Here is a 22,466-nt window from a genome sequence, read left to right on the forward strand (position 1 = left end):
CACGCGGGCGGGGTTTTACAGTAATTTTACAGCCGCCCCAGTGTACCTATTTTTTCCCGCAACAACCATTTAGAGGCAGGTAAAGCCTAGTAAAGCAAGGTAAATAACTTGCGCTGGAACTCGATCGCCAAAGGGTCTGCCTTACCGAGTGACGCAATAATGGCATTAAACGATTGCCGCGCCTCACCTTCTGCAAAGTTGCGATCCTTACGCAAAATCGCCAGTAAATGCTCAAGCGCCAAACGGTGCTCGAGTTCCTGATGGTATTGCAGCGCCAATTGCAAACGCACCTGTAAGTCTTCGGGTGCGGCAGCGTGAGCAGCTTCCAAGGCAGATAATTCAGGTGTTTTGGCGGCTTGTTTTTTCAGCGCCACCTGCGCCATTAATTGTTCGTAAAAAGCATCCTGATCGACCATTTTTATGGTGGATAAAATCGCTTCTGCATTATCAATACGATTTAATTCCAAATGACACTGGGCGATTAATAACCCGATCGCTGCCAAGTGATTCGACTGATCGTAAGCCTGACGCAACAACGGCAACGCTTGTGCATATTGCGCCTGCGCAATTAACTCTCTGGCTTGTTGTAGCGGCGCTTCCCACGGCTTAGGCAAATACTTGGCAAGCACTTCACGCACTTGTACTTCAGGTAAGGCACCGGTGAAGCCATCAACGGGTTGGCCGTCCTTCATAATCATTACCGTCGGCAAACTGCGCACGCCAAATTGCGATGAAATCATTTGTTGATCATCGGCATTTACTTTTGCCAATAAAAAAGTACCCGCGTATTCATTGGCCAACTTTTCCAAAATGGGCATCAGATTTTTACAGGGGCCACACCAATCAGCCCAAAAATCGATGACTACCGGACGATTGAATGATTCATCAATTAGATACTGCTGGGCATTGTCGAGGGTAATATCGACAACTGTTAATAATGGGCTATTCATCAGGCTATTCATTGGCTCAGTCATTAATCTTTACTCCATCTCACGCAAACTAATTGTCAGGTTTTCAGTCGCCGATGATACATAAGCAATAGTTTCGGTGATGGTTACGCTTAGTTTCATGGTTTTATCGGCTAGCGCGCACAGCTGCTGTAATTCATCGGCGGCAAAATAGTGAATGGATACTTTAGGCAGTGCACGAATGGCGGCGCCATTGGTTTTCCACCAAACATCCATACCACGCCCATAGGTAAATACACGTACAGCTTGCGCTTGACCCGAGGCTTTTTTTAAACGATCCGGCGCCGGCTGCCCCACTTCAATCCATTGCAAAATCGTGCCGTTGTCATGTTTTAACCATAGATCAGGCTCCTCCATGGAAGAGAGACCTTTGGTGAAGGTTAAATTTTCCTCAGCGCAGTAACAAAAGGCTAGAATGCGCACCATCATACGCTCCACCGTTTCCGACGGATGCAGTGCGACAGTCAGGTTATAATCGCCATACACATTGCGATCCATATCCGCCAGGGTAATCGTTGCTTTATAAATTGTTGCCTTTTCTGCCACAGTTTTTCTCACTTAATCAAAGCTAAATAATGTCCGATACTTCGTTTGAAATACCGCAAAAATTTGAATTCACCGTCACCCAAGCTGAGCAGACTGCGCTCGATTTGTTGGCAGAAGGCACTGGATTGTCCAAGCAGCGCATTAAAGATGCGATGAATAAAGGCGCCGTCTGGTGGACACTCAAAGGGAAAACCCTACGCTTACGGCGGGCAACCAAGGTGTTATACAAAGGCTCGCGCATCCAATTTTTTTACGACGAACAAGTGCTTGCGCGCAAACCGGAAACTGCCACGCTGATTTACGATGCCGGCAACTACAGTATTTGGTTCAAGCCGCCAGGCATGCTCTCACAGGGTTCCCAATGGGGCGATCACTGTAGCATTTTACGGTGGGTCGAAGTGAACGGGCAATTTACCCAGGGGCGTGAAAAACGCGAGTGTTTTTTAGTGCATCGTTTGGATGGCGATGCGAGCGGATTAATTATTCTTGCGCACGACAGTCAAGCCGCCGCAAAACTATCAACCTTGTTTCAAGCACGCGATATGCACAAATTTTATCAAGCTTGGGTGGTGGATGACTGCGAAGTACCCACAAGCGGTTTAACGCTGAGCTACGAGCTGGATGGCAAATCGGCCATCACTCACATCAAAAAAATTCGTGCGGAAAATAATAAAACCCTGCTGGATGTAACCATCGAAACCGGCCGCAAACATCAAATTCGCCGCCATCTAGCTAACATCGGCCACCCCATTGTGGGCGACCGTGTTTACGGCAAGAAGGCGAGCGTAGGTTTGCAGCTATTAGCTTATCGGCTGGAATTTATCTGCCCTTTTAGTCAGCAACGCGTGGTCGCGGAGCTGCCTAAAGAGATGCAATTTAACTAGTAACTACTTGGTAAGCACTTGCAACGCCGCTGACACATATACCAATGGCGCATTCCAGTTAATCGCGATTTCATTACTGGCATAACTGCAATAGTGGTCAAGATAAGATTTGGCAGGAATTGCCGACGGATAGGCCACGGGACAGTCGTCTTTATCTTGCTGGCGCGGTTGCGGGCCACCAGCGATAAAACCCGGAATAGGCGCATCGATACCATCCGCGCCTGATGGGCGGTGATGTGGATGCAAGGTAGATTGTTGACCGAAGCCGGTGACAAAGGAGGTATGCACCGCATTGCGCCCCAGCACATAATCCAGCGTTGATTGCGCCGCATCCAAATAATCCCGCTCACCGTTTATGCGATAGGCCTGCAGCAATATCATGCCCTGCCCCAAAGCCACGGAATTACTACCCCAAATAAAATCGCCTGCTTGCATAGTCACGCGGTAAGCAGAATCTGCCCACGTTGAACGCAATTGCTTGGCCAAGGTTTCAACCCGCCCCACAATCAATTCCTGATCCGCAGCGGCACTTAGCTGCGCGCGATGATGCGCGAGAGAAATCCACCCCAAGCTGCGTACATCACCCCAGGAAGGCACGGTTGCACTGATGCTTGCTGCCTTTGAGTCAGTGTAATAGCTGTCTTTTTGGGTGGTGATATACAACTCCGCAGCTGCCCAGAAAAACTCATCGTCCAATTTACGATCACCGTACTCGCCGGTTTTAACATCTACTGGTTGCTGATAAATCACCGTGGGATTCGCCTGCGCCCACAACCATGCAGATTCTGCCGCCGCGAGCATTCGCGCTGACATGCCTGGCAACTGGGCCTCATACTTAGCCAACACCCGACTAGCAGTCGCCATTACGGCGGCAAAATCAAGCGCTGCCGTGGTCGTCTTTTGCACCACATAGCGCTCGGTGGTCGCCTCGTGGGGCATTACCATGCCATCAAACTTTTTGTTGGTGAGTTTGTGATACACGCCGCCATCGCTCGGATCTTGCATGGTCAGCATCCACTCCAGATTCCACAACGCCTCGTTGAGCACATCAGGAATCGCATCGCCACTTTCGGGAATATTTAAGTTTTGCGCGGCAAAAAACTGGGGAAAGTGTTCATAGGCCGCCAAGAGTGAATAAGTAGAAATACCTGAATTAACAATGTATTTGTTGTAATCACCCGCGTCATACCAGCCCTTGGGACTGGAAATCACAGTTCCCTCGGGGCGAGCTGGATTCGCGGCAGAGGCGTGAACTAAAACATTGGTATCAGGATGCCCCAAGGGGCGCGCAAAAATACCGGCATGCTCAGGCAGCAACTCCGCACTATTACGATTGAAATAGAAGGCTTTGATGCTGGCCGCATTCAAGGCAAGGTATGCATCATCGGCGATTTTAAACGGGCGCGAATCGGCAATACCGGCAACGCGCACTCGATATTCACCTGCGCGTGTTAGCTGGGAAAAATCCGCCAACTTTACAGACTCTTCCGCTGGCGCCCACGCGGCGGAGGGAGTCAAATCTCCACCAAAAACCTCATTCCCGCTTGCGACATCAATGACACTGAAACGGCTGGCGCCAACATCAGGCACCAACGCCATTTTTGCAGAGCCGGTCAAAAAGCCCAGTTGATTCAGCTTGATACCCGCCGCTGCCTCAGCGCTCTGCTGTGAGCTTGAAATTGATGCAGATGAGGATGAAGACGGTGCCGGCGGCTGATCGCCCCTACCACAACCGCTCAATAAAAAAGCTGAACCAAGTGTTGCAGCGGTCAACACCACCACGCGCCTAGCTTTGGGTTTTGCGGTAAAAAGTACCATTGAAACGCTCCAGTTCCTGTCAGACCAATCAGGTCTGATCATTATTATGCTGATGCAGAGATAGGATTTGACCGGTAATAGTCAAATCATATCAAAGCGACTGGAGAGGATTCTGGTAGCGATCAGGAGGGAGATCAAATGCTTAGAACTTTCTTTACAAAAGGAATGGTAAGTTTACGTTGCTCGGCAAGCGAGGCATGATCCAAGCGCTGTAATTGCCAAAAAAGCTCATTGGTATCACGCGGTAAGCGCTGGATGATGTACTGCGCCACATCATCACTTAGCTCCAAGCCACGGGCGCGGGCGCGCAACTGCAACGCGAGTTGTTTATCGTCGTCGCTCAAGCTGTGAACCTGATAAGTCAGCCCCCATTGCAAACGTGAGCGCAAATCTTCCAGCGTTAAGGCAAGCTCACGTGGCCCGTACTCTGCCGCAACCAGCAAACGTTTGCCCTCATCGCGCAGACGGTTGTAGAGATTAAAAATCGCCAGCTCCCAATCAGGACGACCAGCCACTGCAGGCAAGCAATCCAGACAAACCAAATCCACCGACTCCAAGCCCACAAACAATTCATCAGGCGCGTACCCCGCCAAATCCCGCAGCGGTAAATATTGCACCGACAAACCACAACGTTGCGCTTCGTGACAAGCCGCTTGCAGCAGGTGCGTTAAACCGCAGCCCGGTGCGCCCCACAAATAGATAAACGCCTCGCCACTGCCATCAACTTGCTGACGCAGGCCCTGCAACACCATTGCGTTGTGAGTTGCAGTTGGCGCATAAAAATTTTCAAAGGTGGCATCGTCGTTCAGGTTAACGCCCAGGGACAATTGTTGCGGCAAATTCACCATCACTACTTCTGCCAAACGTAAATCAGTGGATCCTGCAAAGTGCCGGAATTAATAACTGCCGCGCTCGGTTGCAGGTCGCTAATAGCAGCGGTAACCGGAGCATCCGCGGGAGCCGGGTTATTAGGCATCTGCTCACTGGCCAAGGCGCGTTCAAAATCAGCCATTGCCTCTGCATCTATGCCCTCCGGCAATGTTTCCCCTTGACTTGGTTCAGACTGGGATGCCCCCATCACTGTGGGCTGGGCAAGTGCCAAACGACGCCCCAATGCCAGAGTATTGGTCAAGAGCCGGGTATCCGCCTCTGTCGTTAATCGAACAACGACACCTTCTGCATTTACAGTGACAACTTCCATACGTTGCACTAAAGCCAACCCCTCAAGATAGGCTTGAACTTCTTTAAAAGCGGCAAAACTGGTGATATTTCCCACACGCAACACTATCTGTTGCGCGCCCTGATTGGTTGGCATGATCGCGTATTGATTCGCAAAATAATCGGCAACCTGATCGATCACATTATTAACTAACCCCTTAACCTCCGGAGTTTCATCGGTAAATCTTGTCTGGTTTTCGCCGTGCAACAGCAGCCACTCACCCCGCCATGGACCTTGTGCAGGCTCGGCAGGCGCAACGCCCAAAGCACCTTCATCACTGCTGACACTGGAAGCTGCAGGAGAAACTGCCACGGCAGAACTTGCTAGAGCTGTCTCGGCAGAATCGGCGGTAGCTAGGGGATCGATCACCATCGCAGGCGGAATTGACCCCATGCTGCTAGGCATATAGCGCCCCACCAAAATGGCGTCAGCGTTGTAGCGAACAGAAGCCGCCAAAATCTTTTCCTGATTCACCGCCCACAGATCATCGGCCACAATAGACATACTGTCCTCAACATCGTGCTTGGGGAACATCAGGGGCAAACCACGATAAGCGGCAGCACTGTTGATCGCCTGAAAATCAACAACTTCGGGCACTAGATGCAAACCGCGAGAATCCTTGAATACCAGCCACACCAACAAGGTTGGACGCTGGGCAGGCCAGAGCGGCAACTGTGCGTCACGCAATAACTGGCCAATGGCCTGCGGCTCGTAATCCAATTGCAGTGCAAGCGCGGTAAAACTACGCGAGCCCTCGATCAGTTTTTCACTGGAGGATTTGTAGCTAAAACCAAACAGATAGTTTTGGGCTTTAGGCATAGCGGCGCGAACAACCGGGTTATCAAGCGCATTGCGCTGCCCCGAGATTCGCACCATTAACTCGCCAAAAGTCGCGCGTGCCGCTGCATTACGCTCAGCCTCAGCCTGGGATTTCACCAGCGCTTGGGCACGATAAATGTCGACCTGCTGACCAGCATAAGCAGGACTTACACAGATAAAACACAGCGACCACAACAAGATACGGATCAATGAAAGACGCACCAAATTAACCCCTGAAAACAGCCAATAAATGGGATGGGGTCGCATTGTAACAGGCTTAAACCAGCCAACGGCAAGCGCAATTGGGCGCAGATTCAAGAAATTCACAGATACGCGAGCATCGCTAACATCACCGTAGAAGAATAACTTTCACCCTAACCGTGCTTTGCACTGCACGCCTCACCATAAGCTGTTAGAATGGCGGCCTTTTTTTAAACCACTCCAACTGCAAGAGCTGTGAGCCATTTCCTATGAGCCAAAACCAAACTCCCACCCCATCCCTTAGCTACAAAGACGCTGGCGTTGATATCGAAGCTGGCGACGCACTGGTCGAGCGCATTAAAAGTGTCGCCAAACGCACCCGTCGCCCGGAAGTGATGGCAGGCTTGGGTGGTTTTGCTTCTCTGGTAGAGATCCCTGCCGGTTATCGCCAACCCATTCTGGTTTCTGGCACTGATGGTGTAGGCACTAAATTACGCCTCGCCATGAACTTGCAAAAACACGACACCATCGGTATCGATCTGGTTGCTATGTGCGTGAATGACCTGGTGGTCACTGGCGCCGAACCACTGTTCTTCCTCGATTATTACGCCACCGGCAAACTCAATGTTGATGTGGCCGCCGCGGTAGTTTCGGGTATAGGTGATGGCTGCGAATTAGCTGGCTGCTCCCTGGTTGGCGGTGAAACCGCTGAAATGCCCGGCATGTATGAAGGTGAAGACTACGACTTGGCAGGTTTCTGTACAGGCGTGGTGGAAAAATCTGAAATTATTGATGGCAGCAAAGTAAAAGTGGGCGACACCCTAATCGCCCTCGCCTCTAGTGGCCCGCATTCCAACGGCTACTCGCTGATCCGCAAGATCATCGACGTTACCAAGGCCGATTTGAATCAGGATTGCGGCGGTCGCCCGTTAGGTGACGCCCTAATGGAACCAACGCGCATCTACGTTAAGTCTGTATTGAAACTGATTAAAGAATCGCAGGTTAACGCTATGGCGCACATTACCGGCGGTGGCCTGACGGAAAATATTCCGCGTGTTTTGCCTGACGGAACCAAAGCCGTACTCGACACCAAGAGCTGGGCTTTTCCTCCAGTATTTCAATGGCTGCAGCGCGGCGGCAATGTAGACATACGCGAGATGTACCGCACCTTTAACTGCGGTGTTGGCATGGTCATCGCAATCCCCGCAAGCGAAAAAGACAATGCGTTAAATATTTTGCGCAATGCCGGAGAAAACGCATTTGTAATTGGCCATATCGCCACTGCAAACGCTGACGAGCATCAAGTAGAACTGCAAGGTATCTAATTGCATGCCCACCTCTTCTCGCCCCCCACTGCGTGTTGTTGTTCTTATCTCTGGTAGCGGCAGCAACTTGCAGGCGCTGATTGACGGTGCCAACAGCGGCGAGCTACCCATTGAGATAGCTGCCGTTATCAGCAATCGCCCGGATGTTTTTGGCCTGACACGCGCCAAAGATGCAGGAATTGTCACGCAAGTACTCGATCATAAAGGTTTCGCTAGTCGTGAAACCTTTGATGCCGCATTGATGCAAACCATCGATCACTATCAGCCCGACTTGGTCGTACTCGCGGGCTTTATGCGTATTCTGACCCCTGAATTCACCCGGCACTATCTGGGAAGAATGCTAAACATTCACCCATCATTACTGCCCAAATTTCAAGGGTTGCACACTCATCAACGTGCATTGGATGCAGGCGAAAGCCATCATGGCGTCACCGTTCACTTTGTCACTGCGGAGCTGGATGGTGGGCCTGCGGCAATTCAGGCAAGAGTGCCAGTTCTGCCAGGCGATGACGCAACGCAACTGGCAAAGCGGGTTCAGCGCCAAGAACATATTATCTACCCTCTTGCCATAAAATGGTTCGCACAGGGGCATCTAGTGATGCACGAAGGTAAAGCCCTGTTAAATGGTGAACTTTTACCCGCAAGTGGTTATCAAATTGAGGCAAATGAGCCCTAAAGGATTTCCTATGCACAGCCTCCGTATCATTTTTCTCTCTCTGGCCACCCTGCTTTCAACCGCCACTTTAGCAGCCGAAGCCCCCAAAACCTTTGACAATGAATACAGAGCCAAGCTCTATGGCTTTAATATCACCGTCACTAATCGCCTGAGCAAGACAGACGATGGCAAATACAATTTGCTATTCAAAGCGGATTCCATGATTGGCACCATTACCGAACAAAGCCATATGCAATGGAACCCCAAACAACAAACAATTACCCCACTAAGATACACCTATGTGCGTCGAAGCCTGGGCAAAGACCGCAATGCTGAATTAATTTTTGATTGGCCTAATAAAACTGTCACCAATAACGTGCAAAAAACCAGCTGGGAAATGGACATAGCGCAGAAGGTACAGGACAAATTAAGCTATCAATTGCAAATGCAGCAAGACCTACTCAATGGACACAAGAATTTTGAATACCAGATTGCCGATGGCGGTCGACTCAAGAAATACAAGTTCGCTACTGTGGGCGAAGAAATGCTGGAAACACCATTGGGGAAAGTCAACACCGTAAAAATTAAACGCAGCCGGGAAGATAACGAGCGCGTTACCTATGCATGGCTTGCCAAAGACTGGAACTACCTACTGGTTCGCTTGCAGCAAGAAGAAAAAGGTGAGACCTACACCATTTATATCCACAAAGCGACAGTTGATGGTAAAGCCATTACCCATTTTTAATCTATACCCTGTATCGTTTTCTTTTTACTTAACCTGAAAGGTTCATTATGAATATCTCCGAAAATTGCGTTGCCAGCTTCCACTACACTCTGACCGATGGTTCAGGCAAGGTGCTCGACTCATCCGAAGGTCAAGAGCCGCTGTCTTACTTACACGGTGCAGGCAACATTATTCCAGGCCTTGAAGACGCACTGGAAGGCAAAAAAGTGGGCGATAAATTGAATGTTGCCGTTAAAGCAGCAGAAGCTTATGGCCTGCGCGACGACAGCTTGGTACAACAACTGCCATCAAACATGTTTTCAGGTATTGAACAAATTGAAGTTGGCATGGAATTTCATGCTGAAACCGAGCAAGGCCTGCAAGTAGTCACCGTTACCCACGTAGAAGGCGATCAAGTGACTATTGATGGTAACCACCCATTAGCTGGTGTGGATTTAACCTTTGATGTAGAAATCACCGAAATCCGCGCTGCCACCGAAGAAGAGCTGAACCACGGCCACGCTCACGGTGCTGGTGGCCATCATCATTAAATGATGCTGCACAAAAAAGGCTCCATTACGGAGCCTTTTTTATTTCCTCGACGTTTATTTCAACTCCACCTTCTGCTCGCCACAACGAGCGCATTTATAGATAGTGACCAATTTCCCCTGCTTCACATCAAACTGCTTTTCCTTAACAACTTCCCACTTATGGAAGCCACTGCGACACAGAGTTTTACCCTTATGTTTTTCAAAAGGGCTCGGTTTTTTAAACTGGATTACATCACCCATAACTGCCCTCAGCCGAGACAATAACCTTAAGTGCGCGGTAGAGTCACACCACGCTGACCTTGGTATTTACCTCCGCGGTCTTTATAGGATGTCTCACAAATCTCATCCGATTCAAAAAACAACATTTGCGCCACACCTTCATTGGCATAAATTTTTGCAGGTAGAGGTGTGGTATTGGAAAACTCCAAAGTCACATGCCCCTCCCACTCCGGCTCGAGAGGGGTGACATTCACAATAATACCGCAGCGCGCGTAGGTAGATTTACCCAAACAAACGGTCAGAATACTGCGTGGAATTCTGAAATATTCAACTGTCCGGGCCAGCGCAAAGGAGTTGGGGGGAATAATGCAAACATCGCTTTTAATATCGACAAAACTTTTTTCGTCAAAATTTTTAGGATCGACCACCGTTGAGTGCACATTGGTGAAAATCTTGAACTCATCGGCGCAGCGAACATCGTAACCATAACTGGAGGTGCCATAAGAAACGATACGTTGACCAGCAGCATCGTAGCGAATTTGCCCCGGCTCAAACGGTTCAATCATGCCGTGCTCTTCAGCCATCCGGCGCATCCACTTATCGGATTTGATGCTCATAATTTCACCTGTCGCAAAATGTTAAACGGCGCGCATCATAGCCTTTTTGGCAACGAAAAACATCAATCGCACCCGGTATCAATGAGTGTAAAAGCCATTGGATGGGGCAGATTTTCCATACCTGATTGTGCAGCCATCGACACGGGATCCCCGCTACATTCATCAAGCATCAACTCCAAACTGGTGCGCATTGAATTCAAAGCAATAAATTGCTGATCCAGCTTACCCAGATACCCTTTGAGCAACAGACGAACCTGTAGATTACGCCGCCCCGGATCACAATAAAGCACTAACAACTCGCGACACTCTTCAAGACCAAACCCCACCGCCCTCGCCCGCTGCAAAAATCTCAACCGCTCAACATCTGCCATAGCGTAAATTCTATAGCCATTAGACGCTTGCCGCGCAGGCACTACCAGACCAACCTCCTCGTAAAAGCGGATCGTCTTAGTCGGCAAACCACAAGCCTGTGACGCCTGACTGATATTCATAGCCCCCTCCAATATTTCGATAATACCCATGAACACAAACATTACATAAACAGAAAGGTTAGCTCAAAAGAATAACTATTCCCTTTCATTTTTTATACGAAAGGCATGTTTTTTCACCGAAACAGGAGTAAAAAAAGTCAAAACCAAGAGACACAACCCACAGTTGTAGAATAATATTTTTGTTTTAAATCATTATGTTAAAGATGTTTGTTGACAAATAGATTTAATAATACAAAATTGGAATCACAAACTGCTGTTTTTCTCCTTACTCAAACGCGGAAACAAGCAATGGAATACCTCGACATTAACCATGCCGAATGGCAGAAAATGTGGGATGAGTTGGCCAGTTACCGCCTGAATGAGGGTGACCCACTGTGCGTAAATGATGGCCATTGCTGGGAGTACATGGGGTCTACTGCGCATCATCACCATTTACGCCACGCCTGTCACCCCTTAACTAACAAGCCTGAATATATCTATATCGAGCGTATGGGCGCAGCTTTACGCTGGGCCTAGAGCAGCGTCACCCAACATGGAAAAGAATTCTATTTGAGACCGTGCAATTCACATCCTTTCCTGTGCAAAAATGTGTTAATGTTCTGGCGCTTTTTAACTGCGCGCGCCCATTAACCTCAAAAATATAATGTAAAAATAACAATGAAACGCTTCGCTCTATTCGTTGGCATTGGAGGGATCTCCAGTCTTATTCAATTCCTTCTACTTATTATTTTTATTGAAACAAAACTGTTAACAGAGGTTTCTGCTTCAGCTGCCGGATATGTGTTGTCATCGTTATTCAACTACTGGGCAAACTACCATTTCACTTTCAAGAGCAGCCGAAGCCACTCAGAGACTTTCCCCCGATTTGTTATTGCAGTGTGCATAGGCTTGTTTTGCAATACAGTATTGTTTGCCGCCTTTTTATGGCTGTTTGACAACTACTTGCCTATTCCCTGGGTTGAAAATTATTTAGTGGCGCAATTCATCGCAACAGGCATTACTGTATTTATTAACTTCGCGGTTCAAAAAATCTGGATATACAGGAATCACTAACATGACTGCATTCATTCCGTCTCTTGCAATCGTCATACCCTGTTACAACGAAGAAGAAATGCTCCCCAAAACATTGGCAACCATGCTCGCATTACGCGATGGGATGATTGCGCGCGGAAAAATTAATGACAAATCCAAAATTTATTTGGTCGATGATGGCAGCAAGGATAAAACCTGGGAAATACTCGCACGAGAAGCTGCACAAAACTCCGCATTAGTAGGGGTTAAACTTTCGCGTAACAAAGGTCATCAGAATGCGCTTTATGCTGGACTATGCACCACAACAGAAGACATCACCGTCAGCATAGATGCAGACCTCCAAGACGACCCGCAAAACATTGAAGCCATGGTAGATGAATACCTGAAAGGCAATGATGTGGTTTATGGTGTACGTTCGGCTCGCAACACCGACACATTTTTCAAGCGTTTTACCGCTGAAGGCTATTACCATTTGATGAAAAAAATGGGAGTAGATCTAGTCTTCAATCATGCCGACTTCCGCTTACTCTCACGTCGCGCCCTGGAATCACTCAAAGAATACGATGAGTCCAATTTGTTTTTACGTGGCATCGTACGTGAAGTAGGCTACCCCTCATCGGTAGTGGAATATGAACGCCAAGCGCGCGAAGCCGGCGAAAGCAAATACCCATTGAAAAAAATGCTCTCTTTTGCATGGAAAGGTATTACTGCATTTTCTACGGCGCCACTGCGCATGATCACAGTGCTGGGATTGGTATCAGGCTTTGCATCATTCACATTAATTGCTTGGGTACTGGCAATTCGTTTTTTTACCGATAATGCTACGCCGGGCTGGGCATCTGTACTTCTGCCATTATTATTTATTGGCAGTGTGCAGCTTTTATGTCTTGGAGTAATTGGCGAGTATCTTTCAAAAATTTACGAAGAAGTAAAAAGAAGACCAAAATTTCATATTAGTGAAATTATTAAAAAGGATTAATTCAACATAACCGGTATAAATTAACGTTATGAACGCTCAAGAATCCAACAATAACAGCCCAGCAATCGAACCAATTAACGGCCTCTCACTATTTTCGCACGCCACCACACAGCCTCCGGCGAGCATACTGCAAACCTATTTAGTATTCGTGGTTATACTCAATTTCAGCTTATTATTTTTAAAAGGCTACAGTCAGGATTTAGGCTATTGGCAAGATTGGGTAAGTCAATTATCTAATAATGGCTACGATGGTTTTAATGGCAACTACCCTCCTGTGTATATTCACTGGCTATACTTGGTTGGAAAATTTTACAATCTGACGGCAATACCACTTGAACACAATGATCTTTTAAAATTCTTAACACAAATTCCAGTCACAATATGCCACTGTTTATTAACGATTGTGATTTTTCGCCAATTACAAACCACCAAAGCAAAACCGGCACTATTACAAGCAGTAATGGTACTTACCGTTTTTAACCCAGCGATTTTGGTGAACGGCCCTATTTGGGGGCAAGTGGATCTTGTTCCTGCTGTGATGGTGTATTGCAGTTTGGTTGCAGCCAGCAGCTGGCGCTATGCACATTTGGCAATTCCACTCTTTACCCTGGCATTGCTAACTAAATTCCAAACAATTGCCTTTGCACCTGTTTTTGGTTTTTTATTTTTTAATAAAATTCGCCAACACTTACTTGGCATTTTGATTGCCGTGGCTCTTGGTGTATTAATATTTTTACCGTCAATTATCGCCGGACATTTCTGGCAATCCTTCCGCCAAGCCTATATTGATACGCTAGGCCAATACCCAATGACTACGTTTAATGCCGCAAACTTGTGGATTCTGCTCACGGGAAATACCGTACCAGACAATATTATTTTGTTCGGTGTACCGCAGGATTCAATCTGGGCGCGTATCTTTATGGCAAAGTATTTTGGAATGCTATTGTTTTCAATAGTTTCACTCCTTATATTCATTCATGGTGTTTATTTTTTAATAAAAAACAAATTGTATGTAGGTAGTAATCAATTATTAAGTTATTCGCTTTTTGCGGCAACTATATGTGCCCTGGCATTTTTCACGCTACTGCCTGCCATGCATGAACGATATCTATTTCCTGCTACCGTTATGGCATTGGGTTATTGCGCAACTGCGCGTCAAAAAATATTCTATCCTGCGCTGATTAGTATTGCTTGTGCGCTGAATATGCTAATCATTCTGGAGATCAACGGCTCAAACATTTGGCTTGGTTTATCGTGGTTAACCGTTGGAATACTAATAATTGCCTTAACAGACCAACTGACGAATCATCAACTATTTACAAACCTTCAACACACTCTCAAATACAGTTATCGAATTCCATTTTTGGGACTGTGGTTTTTTGTGGTGGCGACCGGGCTGATGATGACCTATTTATACGACCGGTATCATATTCATCAAATTGAGTTGACAGAAAAACAGGTTCTGTTAACCAATTTACCATTGGTTTATGCCCGCCAAGACCACGGCACCATGGCCGTTAACCGTAGCTTTGACGGCAACAAACTGTCTGTCGCTAATCGCAGATATGCCCAAGGTATAGGCACCCATGCCAACTCTGACATTCAATATCAATTACCAGACAACGCTGAAATATTTAGCTTTATGGTTGCACTTGATGATGAGGTGGGCACTGCAGATGTTCAGTTTTCGGTGTGGGGCGATGGAAAATTACTCTGGCAATCAACCATTATTTATGGATATGAACGATATCGCCCCACACATGAAATAGATGTGCGTGGAGTAAAAATACTAAATTTGAAAGTATCTTCGTTAAAAGACGAAAGATGGGATCATGCCAACTGGATAAACACAGTCATTACAGTCACGCCAAATAATTAACGACTAAAAAACATAAAATTCATTTATTTTGCATAAAAATATTTTAAAAATGAGAATAAAAATGACCCAAAAAACTCTGTCTGTAATCATTCCGGTGTTCAATGAAAGCGAAATGATTCAAAAAAATATAGAGCGAGTCACAACAATTTTAAAAAACAGCAAAATCAATTATGAATTAATCCTAATTGATGATGGTTCAAAAGATAGTTCTTGGAGCAAAATCAAAGATAGCGCTCAGATGATACCCGGAATAAAGGCAATAAAGCTAAGCCGAAATTTTGGAAAAGAAAGTGCACTTTGTGCAGGCTTGGACCTAGCTACCGGCGACTGCTGTGTTTGTATAGACGCAGACATGCAACACCCTCCCGAAATAATTCCGCAGATGTACCAGCTATGGGAAAATGAAGGCTACGATATTGTCGAAGGAGTTAAAAAAAATAGAGGCAAAGAAAGTTTAAGATATAAAGTAAGCGCTGGAATATTTTACAAAATCCTTCACAAAACCTCGGGAATAGATTTAAACAATGCCTCAGACTTTAGGTTGCTTGACCGAAAAGCCATCAATGCATGGAAGGCCATGCCAGAAAAGCAAACCTTCTTTCGAGGAATGTCTAGCTGGATCGGATTTTCCCGAGCTCAAGTGGAGTTTATTGTTGCAGAACGCGAAGCTGGCGAATCCAAATGGTCATTTATTAGCCTAGTAAAGCTTGCAATAAAAGGAGTTACGTCTTACACAGCAGCACCTTTGTATGCATCAGCTTTTTTAGGTTTTGGCCTTTTGATTGCCTTCGTATTCCTACTTGGTCAAACATTAGTAATGAAAATTTTGGGTTATGCTGCGAGCGGCTTCACTACAGTAATAGCACTTCAATTGGTTATAGGTGGAACACTTATGATGTCCGTTGGTGTTATTGGAATTTATATCGAAAAAATTTATGAAGAAGTAAAAGCACGACCTCGGTATATCATTGAAAACATGGAAGATCGTCTAATCCCAAATAATAATGAAAAGCGTCATTCTGACGGAGAATAAAAATGATTTTTGAAACTATATTTATCGGTTTTACACTTGCCACAGTGATATTCGCTCTCATAATTCGACTCACTTACCAACCAAACCATCCCCATCCAAGTAATAAATTAAAATTTAGTTTTTTCAGCTCAATTAGTAATTGGAGCTCCGTAAACTATCAAAATTTTTTCCTGACAATTATAGCAATAGTAGCAATTATTGTTAGGTCATGGGATTTTGGTGTTATACCTGGTGGATTCAATCAAGATGGCGCGATGGCAGCGGTAGATGCAAAAGCCCTTGCTGATTACGGAACCGATCGCTTCGGTATGTCCTTACCTGTACATTTCACAGCTTGGGGCTACGGACAAATGAGCGTACTGCTCTCGTACCTCATGGTTCCCTTTATAAAAATCGGAGGGCTCAACGAAGTTACCGCCAGACTCCCACTACTCATCGTCAGCCTTTTTGGTCTCTTAGCTTTATATGGTTTTATTAAAGATTCATTTGGCCGAACAACAGCTGTAGTTGTGTTGTTTTTGGCAGCGATCAATCCTTGGCATATTATGCAAAGCCGGTGGGCTTTAGACTGCAATCTATTTCCTCATTTTTTTATTATAGGTTGCTATTTTCTCAACAAAGGAGTGGATAAAAGATACAACCTTTATTTTGCAATGTTTGCATTCTCATTATGCATGTATAGCTATGGCATTGCGTTTCTAACTGTACCTATCTTTTTATTTTCCGTCGCACTTTACGCGCTTATAAAGCGAATTTTTCACTTCAAAGATATAATTATCAGCATTTTTATCTATTCTCTTCTTTCAGCTCCAATTTGGCTGGTGATGATTATTAATTACTTGAAATTACCCACCATTCAATTTCTCTCCATAACAATGCCATTCTTTCCAGAAAGTGTAAGATCAGGAGACATTCTCTTTTTCTCTTCCGATTTATGGGCACAATTGGGAACGAATTATAACAGCCTTTTAAATACAGTAATCCTTCAGAATCCTGACGCGCCATGGAACGCGTTAGATAAATTTGGAACCCAATATCTATTCTCCCTACCATTTGTTGTCTTGGGTTTGGCATACTTAATCGTAAAAATTATTTCTAACCAAGACGAATCAAACACAAATCCAACCATCAAGCTTGGCCCTTTTATCATCCTCGCAGGTTTAGGCATAGGGTTGTGGACAGGCATAGTCATAGCCTCAGTGAACATTAACCGCATCAATATAATCTATTATTTTATGATTATTTTTGCAGGTTTGGGGCTAACGCTTACTTTGAGATGGTTTAGATCTGGCTTTATTATAAGCGGATTAATTTATGCCTCCTTCTTCTGTTTATTCTGTAATTACTATTTCAATATATGGTCAAAAGAAATAGGGAAATATTTTTTTGAAGGAATGGGAAAAGCACTACAACAAGCTTACAAAATTAATTCCCCTAGATACTATATTACTGTAAATAGCCAATATAATGGTTCGAAGAATGTCAGCGAAATTCTTACATTATTTCACCATAAAATTGACGCCAGATATTTTCAAGGAACAAACGCCTTACAAAGTAACAAAACCATTGGCTTAGCTACAGCCTCACTAGATCAAGGTGAAATCCCATATTTGCAACGTTATAGATATGTCAACCCTGGTGATATGATCATCAACCCCGAAGAAAATGCTGTTTATGTGGTTAATAGCCAAGAAAAACGATTTTTTGATGCTAAACGGTTTACATTTATTGATTTTGATGGATTTACGTTAATAACCCCCCGGAATCAATAAATACTTCAAACTTCTCACACCAGACCTAGCGGAAATCTGCCGCGCGCGCTTCGCGCGCTGCAATTCCAGTATGCATCCATTTCCCCTGCTTCCAGCGCCAACCTTTTATTAGGGCACGCAATAACTCATCAAGTATGGCTGCTATTAATAATCCATAAAGCCCAAACCCCAAGGGTATAGCCAATGCATAAGCAAGCGGGACAGAGAACAACCAAATTACTGCAATACTGGAAACCGACGTAAAGGTTGCATCACCCGCACAGCGCAAGGCACCTCCCACAACAATATTTACCGTACGCCATGGCTCGGCCAAAAAACTCAATGCAAATGCCCATACACCGATCGCAATAACCTCTGGGTCATTGCTAAACATTTTCAAAATAGATTGATTGAATACCAACCACATAAGCGCCAAGGTTGTTGTGCCTATAAGTGCTATTTTCAAACTCTGTTTTAGTTGCTTATCAACCAAATCGAATTCTTTGCGCCCTACTCGCTGAGCAATAATGGCTTCGGTCGCCATGCCTAGTGCAATGGAAATCATTAAACAAAAGAGAAATGTATTGTAGGCATAGACTTTTACTTTTAACGCGAGATCGCCCACCTCCGCTGCAATCCAGTTGAGTGCAATCATATAAGCCTGAAATGACATAGGTTCAAGTACAGAGGGGGCGGCAATCATAAGTACAGGAGCCATTAGTACTGAAAAGTTTTTCCAGCCCTCATGTAGCGGGATATGAATACGCAACTTGAAATGCACAATCACAACGACAAATAATAAACTCGCCCCTGCTGCAACAATACTGGCAATAGCAACACCCACAACACCGCTAGGCGGAATCCCCATAAACCCATACACCGCAATCGCATTGCCGATTATATTCACTCCAAATAAAATAATATTGCTATAGGTGTTCCATTGCGGCTCACCATATATATTCAAAATTGTTTGATAGATAACACGGCAACCCCACAGCGCCACCATCCACCCGATAATCGACAAGTAGGTGCGCGCGTGCTGCTCGACCTCACCGCTTAATGACATAGCAGAGGCAACCCATGGGCCGCCATGGTTCACCGCTAATGCGGCGATTAAGGCAAGTACCACAACAAAAATTGCATAGGCAGCGATAGTGGCATTACCGCGAAGGTAATCATTCGCTCCGATACGCTGGCTTGCGATGCTAGCACCAGCAAACGCGCTCACAATTAAAAAAGCATTAGCCACAAACACCAGAGGCGTGATTGCACCAACAGCCGCCGCTGCACTATCTGAAATACGACTTAGAAAATACATATCGATCAGCGGAATCGTGTAAGTCACTGCCTGATCGAGAAACATAGGGCGACTCATGCCCCAAATGCCTTTATCTAATACTCGGCTTTGCGGCATGGGTTTATGTGCAGGTTTCATAGTGATTAACTACAAGAGATGTACGTAAATAGCTAAACCCGGCGCACCGGGTTTAGAGTTGAAGTAACTATTGTATGACGCGCGTTGTTGCAGAGTATTACTAGAAAACAATCATTACGCCGCTTCGCGCAAAACAACTGCCGGTGGTGTTGTAACTGTGTGGCGGCAACAGATATAGCCCAATGCTGAAACAAATACCGCGCCACTCAGCGGCGATATCAACCAGTAAATATAGTGGGGCTGCATCGGAGTTTCCAGAACGAAAGTCTGCAGGCTAATTAATAATATTTCGGTACCAATAATAGCAATCAGCCCTGCCAGAAAACCGAGTATGGCGAACTCCGCACAAATACTGCCCACAATCATACTCCGGGGGCTACCCAAGGCTCGCAACAATCCTGCCTGCTGTTTACGCGCAGCAATACTCCCCATCACTGCCGCAAGCAACACCAAACAGCCGCCGATCAGCGTTAACCAGAGCACCAGTAAAACACCATCACTTACCTGATTAATGATACTGCGGATTTGGCCAATAATGCGATCCAACTCCATCACCAAAATAGTGGGGTGATCCAACAACAACTTGTTAATGACCGACTTCTGATCGGCTGGCAAATAAATACTGGTGATAAACGTTGGTGAATAGGCATCTAATGACCCTGGCTCAAAAATGAAAAAGAAGTTGGGCCTCATGCTGCGCCAATCCAAACTACGAAAACTGGCAACTTCTGCGTCGAGCAATAATCCACCAAATGAAAACTGTAATTTATCGCCGATGTTTAGCCCTATTTCTTTAGCGGTATCCACTTCTACTGACACACCCGGCAAATTAGCCGCACTGCGCTGCCATTTATCCCACCACAAACCAGTGATAATTTTATTATCCTCTGCCAAAGTGTCTGACCAAGTGACATTTAATTCACGCCGCAATGCGTTTGCAACCGAGCGCTGCTCCTCTGTTGTTTCTACGCCGTTGATATGAGTCAAGCGCGCACGCATCATTGGGTAAAGTGGTTCGGGGCGAACCTGATTTTCAGCCAGAATCGCTTGCACATCTTGCAATTCAGCAGGGGGAATATTGACGAGAAAATGATTGGGCGCTTCATCTGGTACTTGCACCTTCCACTCCTCAATCAAGGAGGTGCGTACAATCGTTAGTGTAAACAACAGCATAATCGCAATAGAAAACACCAAAATCTGTACCAGGCTTTGGCCACGCTGACGCTGTAAATTGGCAAATGCCAAACGCCAGAAACCACCCAAGCGCAATACCATTTTTTTACTCAGCAACAACAACCCATAAGCCGCGGCAATGGTAATAAGAATCACGGCCAGCAATGCGCCGCTAATACTTAACGCCAACTCGATATCACGACTAAATAAAATTACCAACACCAATACAGCCAACAGTGCAAGCAATGCTTGCAACCAAACCTGCGGCATGTTGACCGCCAATTCACGGCGAAGAATTTTGAGCGGCGGGATAGTTGGTAAATGCCAGAGCGCAGGCAATGCAAAAAAAACCAAACACAATATTCCGCTAAAAAAACTCAACCCATAGGGATAAAAACTTGCCGCACCCAAGCGTATTTGATAAACCTGCTGTAGGCTGACAGCCACAGAGCGTTGCAAAAACTCGCCAATAAATAAACCAATCAGCGACGCGATAATGCCAAGAAAAATAAGCTGCGATACATAAAGTGAACGAATACGACCGGCACTCGCACCGAGACTTTTCATAAGCGCCACTTGATCAGTATGGCGCGCCGAAAACTGACGCGCGGTTATTGCAATCGCAACTCCCGCCAGCAATACCGCAATAACCGCCGATAGCAATAAAAATTGGCGGCTGGTATCTAATGTACGCCCCACCCGCTCTTGAGCGGAGTTAATATCCACCAGTCGTTGATGTTTACTTAGCTGCGGTTTTAAATCATCAATAAAACTCTTCAAGCGATTGTTATCATCCGAGGCAACCAACCATTGATAATCAACCCGGCTTCCTGGCTGCACAACTTGGGTTTTTTCCAAATCAGCAATATTCATTATCAGCCGCGCACCAGTCATGCTAAATGGATTGGCACTGTCAGGCTCACGAATCAAAACACGGGTAATACGCAAGTCGTATTCGCCTACTGCAACCTTATCACCCAATTCAATTTTTAATAGCGGTAACAAACGTGAATCAACCCAAGCTTCGCCAGGATCCGGAATTGCACTGGCAACTTCAATATCAGCAGCATTCATCGCAAATGGAATTTTGCTAACTTCAAATTGACCACGCAGTGGATAATCTTGGTCTACCGCTTTTACCGACGCAAGATGCATTTCATCGCCAGCAAATACCATAGACGAAAATAATGCCGAACGAGTGTGTTTAATCTCTGCCTGTTCCGCAACTGTATTCCAAGCGTTGTCGTGTGGTTTTGAGCCACGCACAATGTAATCTGCACCCAGCACACTATTACTTTCACTGATCAAGGTGGTTTCCAGTCTATCAGTAAAAATAGCGATGCCGCTCAAGACCGCAACGGCGAGCATTAATGAAAACCCTAAGAGTTTTAATTCGCCGCTACGCCAGTTACGTCGTAATAAATTAATTGCCAATTTCATCGCTATTACTCCCGTCCGGAAACCAAAGCACCGGCCGCCAATTCAATACGACTTTGACACAACTGCGCCAAACGCTCCTCGTGGGTGATAAAAACCAGCGTCGTTCCCTGCGCACTATTCAAGTCAAATAAAAATTCGATAATACGTGCACCAGTTGCGCTGTCCAAATTTCCGGTTGGCTCATCGGCAAATAACACTTTAGGCTCACTCGCAAAAGCACGGGCAATTGCCACCCGCTGCTGCTCACCACCCGACAACTGTTGCGGGTAATGTTGCAATCGCTGCTCCAGACCAACACGCTGCAAGAACTCGCGTGCTTTACTACTTGCCGCTTTATCGCCGCGCAGCTCCAGCGGCAGCATTACATTTTCATGAGCACTTAATCCGGGCAATAACTGAAATGATTGAAATATAAATCCCACGTTGCCGGCGCGAACTTTTGCACGCCCTTCCTCGTCTAACAGAGAGAGGTTGTGCCCATTAAGAATTACTTCACCTGTACTCGGCACATCCAAACCGGCAAGAATGCCCAATAAAGTTGACTTACCAGAACCTGAGGCACCGGTTATCGCCAGCGATTCACCAGCATTTACGGTAATTGAGATGGGATGAAGAATCCTTAAGGTTCCTTCTTGCGTATTAACTTCTTTGGTAACTGAATTTGCTTGAACCATAGCAACAGCAGACATAATTAAGTAACCTTTATC

At 45.9% G+C, this 22,466-nt stretch carries 21 protein-coding genes and 1 pseudogene; 11 read left to right on the top strand and 11 right to left on the bottom strand.

The window, feature by feature from the left end; all coding sequences use genetic code 11:
- Positions 1-86 precede the first annotated feature (86 nt).
- A complete protein-coding gene (gene trxA, locus O59_RS09830) occupies positions 87-974 on the bottom strand; it encodes a thioredoxin (protein WP_007642122.1) in 888 nt (295 codons plus the stop codon).
- Positions 975-980: 6 nt separating this feature from the next.
- Positions 981-1,514 (bottom strand): YaeQ family protein, encoded by a 534-nt coding sequence (locus O59_RS09835; protein WP_007642124.1) that lies wholly within the window; start codon positions 1,512-1,514, stop codon positions 981-983.
- Between the two features lie 29 nt (positions 1,515-1,543).
- On the opposite strand from O59_RS09835, the gene O59_RS09840 reads away from it, so the two are divergent.
- Complete coding sequence (locus tag O59_RS09840) at positions 1,544-2,398, top strand: RluA family pseudouridine synthase (RefSeq protein ID WP_007642127.1); 855 nt, start codon at positions 1,544-1,546, stop codon at positions 2,396-2,398.
- Positions 2,399-2,401: 3 nt separating this feature from the next.
- Here O59_RS09840 and O59_RS09845 read toward each other — a convergent pair whose 3' ends face one another.
- From O59_RS09845 to O59_RS09855, 3 genes are all read right to left on the bottom strand, one after another.
- The gene (locus O59_RS09845; RefSeq protein WP_007642129.1) at positions 2,402-4,216 is read right to left on the bottom strand and encodes a glycoside hydrolase family 9 protein; all 1,815 of its coding nucleotides are present in this window, start codon (positions 4,214-4,216) and stop codon (positions 2,402-2,404) included.
- A gap of 134 nt (positions 4,217-4,350) precedes the next feature.
- Entirely contained in the window at positions 4,351-5,064 is a 714-nt protein-coding gene (hda, locus tag O59_RS09850) for a DnaA regulatory inactivator Hda (RefSeq protein ID WP_007642131.1), read from the bottom strand.
- Between the two features lie 2 nt (positions 5,065-5,066).
- Positions 5,067-6,476 (bottom strand): DUF2066 domain-containing protein, encoded by a 1,410-nt coding sequence (locus tag O59_RS09855; protein WP_157152525.1) that lies wholly within the window; start codon positions 6,474-6,476, stop codon positions 5,067-5,069.
- Positions 6,477-6,724: 248 nt separating this feature from the next.
- On the opposite strand from O59_RS09855, the gene purM reads away from it, so the two are divergent.
- From purM to O59_RS09875, 4 genes and pseudogenes are all read left to right on the top strand, one after another.
- Positions 6,725-7,780 carry a phosphoribosylformylglycinamidine cyclo-ligase gene (gene purM, locus O59_RS09860; RefSeq protein ID WP_007642138.1) on the top strand — a complete coding sequence of 352 codons (1,056 nt, stop codon included), beginning with the start codon at positions 6,725-6,727 and terminating at the stop codon, positions 7,778-7,780.
- A gap of 4 nt (positions 7,781-7,784) precedes the next feature.
- On the top strand, positions 7,785-8,456 hold the full coding sequence (purN, locus tag O59_RS09865; RefSeq protein WP_007642140.1) for a phosphoribosylglycinamide formyltransferase: 672 nt from the start codon (positions 7,785-7,787) through the stop codon (positions 8,454-8,456).
- Positions 8,457-8,466: 10 nt separating this feature from the next.
- Positions 8,467-9,108: pseudogene (locus tag O59_RS09870) on the top strand (DUF3108 domain-containing protein); the annotation flags it as partial.
- Between the two features lie 119 nt (positions 9,109-9,227).
- Positions 9,228-9,710 (top strand): peptidylprolyl isomerase, encoded by a 483-nt coding sequence (locus O59_RS09875; RefSeq protein ID WP_007642144.1) that lies wholly within the window; start codon positions 9,228-9,230, stop codon positions 9,708-9,710.
- Between the two features lie 54 nt (positions 9,711-9,764).
- On the opposite strand, the gene O59_RS22015 is transcribed toward O59_RS09875, so the two are convergent.
- From O59_RS22015 to O59_RS09890, 3 genes are all read right to left on the bottom strand, one after another.
- A complete protein-coding gene (locus O59_RS22015; RefSeq protein WP_007642146.1) occupies positions 9,765-9,950 on the bottom strand; it encodes a hypothetical protein in 186 nt (61 codons plus the stop codon).
- A gap of 26 nt (positions 9,951-9,976) precedes the next feature.
- Complete coding sequence (dcd, locus tag O59_RS09885) at positions 9,977-10,546, bottom strand: dCTP deaminase (RefSeq protein WP_007642150.1); 570 nt, start codon at positions 10,544-10,546, stop codon at positions 9,977-9,979.
- Positions 10,547-10,608: 62 nt separating this feature from the next.
- A complete protein-coding gene (locus O59_RS09890; RefSeq protein WP_157152526.1) occupies positions 10,609-11,037 on the bottom strand; it encodes a MerR family transcriptional regulator in 429 nt (142 codons plus the stop codon).
- A gap of 288 nt (positions 11,038-11,325) precedes the next feature.
- Between O59_RS09890 and O59_RS09895 the strand changes: the two genes are divergently transcribed.
- The 6 genes from O59_RS09895 to O59_RS09920 all read left to right on the top strand — a co-directional run bounded on the left by O59_RS09895 (position 11,326) and on the right by O59_RS09920 (position 17,732).
- A complete protein-coding gene (locus tag O59_RS09895) occupies positions 11,326-11,553 on the top strand; it encodes a hypothetical protein (protein ID WP_007642161.1) in 228 nt (75 codons plus the stop codon).
- Between the two features lie 141 nt (positions 11,554-11,694).
- Positions 11,695-12,090 (top strand): GtrA family protein, encoded by a 396-nt coding sequence (locus tag O59_RS09900; RefSeq protein ID WP_040391830.1) that lies wholly within the window; start codon positions 11,695-11,697, stop codon positions 12,088-12,090.
- 1 nt (position 12,091) lies between these two features.
- Positions 12,092-13,048: a glycosyltransferase family 2 protein gene (locus O59_RS09905; protein WP_040391831.1), complete on the top strand. Its 957-nt coding sequence runs from the start codon at positions 12,092-12,094 to the stop codon at positions 13,046-13,048.
- Between the two features lie 28 nt (positions 13,049-13,076).
- A complete protein-coding gene (locus O59_RS09910; RefSeq protein ID WP_007642164.1) occupies positions 13,077-14,927 on the top strand; it encodes an NPCBM/NEW2 domain-containing protein in 1,851 nt (616 codons plus the stop codon).
- A 61-nt stretch (positions 14,928-14,988) separates the two neighbouring features.
- Positions 14,989-15,960, top strand: a complete 972-nt coding sequence (locus O59_RS09915) for a glycosyltransferase family 2 protein (RefSeq protein ID WP_040391832.1) — start codon at positions 14,989-14,991, stop codon at positions 15,958-15,960.
- Between the two features lie 2 nt (positions 15,961-15,962).
- Positions 15,963-17,732 (top strand): glycosyltransferase family 39 protein, encoded by a 1,770-nt coding sequence (locus O59_RS09920; RefSeq protein ID WP_007642166.1) that lies wholly within the window; start codon positions 15,963-15,965, stop codon positions 17,730-17,732.
- 25 nt (positions 17,733-17,757) lie between these two features.
- Here the strand turns inward: O59_RS09920 and O59_RS09925 are convergent, their stop codons facing one another.
- From O59_RS09925 to O59_RS09935, 3 genes are all read right to left on the bottom strand, one after another.
- Positions 17,758-19,146 carry an MATE family efflux transporter gene (locus tag O59_RS09925; protein ID WP_007642168.1) on the bottom strand — a complete coding sequence of 463 codons (1,389 nt, stop codon included), beginning with the start codon at positions 19,144-19,146 and terminating at the stop codon, positions 17,758-17,760.
- A 114-nt stretch (positions 19,147-19,260) separates the two neighbouring features.
- On the bottom strand, positions 19,261-21,759 hold the full coding sequence (locus tag O59_RS09930) for an ABC transporter permease (protein ID WP_007642170.1): 2,499 nt from the start codon (positions 21,757-21,759) through the stop codon (positions 19,261-19,263).
- 5 nt (positions 21,760-21,764) lie between these two features.
- The gene (locus O59_RS09935) at positions 21,765-22,448 is read right to left on the bottom strand and encodes an ABC transporter ATP-binding protein (RefSeq protein WP_007642172.1); all 684 of its coding nucleotides are present in this window, start codon (positions 22,446-22,448) and stop codon (positions 21,765-21,767) included.
- Positions 22,449-22,466 lie beyond the last annotated feature (18 nt).

The organism is Cellvibrio sp. BR (genome assembly GCF_000263355.1).
In the GTDB taxonomy this organism is placed as follows: Bacteria; Pseudomonadota; Gammaproteobacteria; order Pseudomonadales; family Cellvibrionaceae; genus Cellvibrio.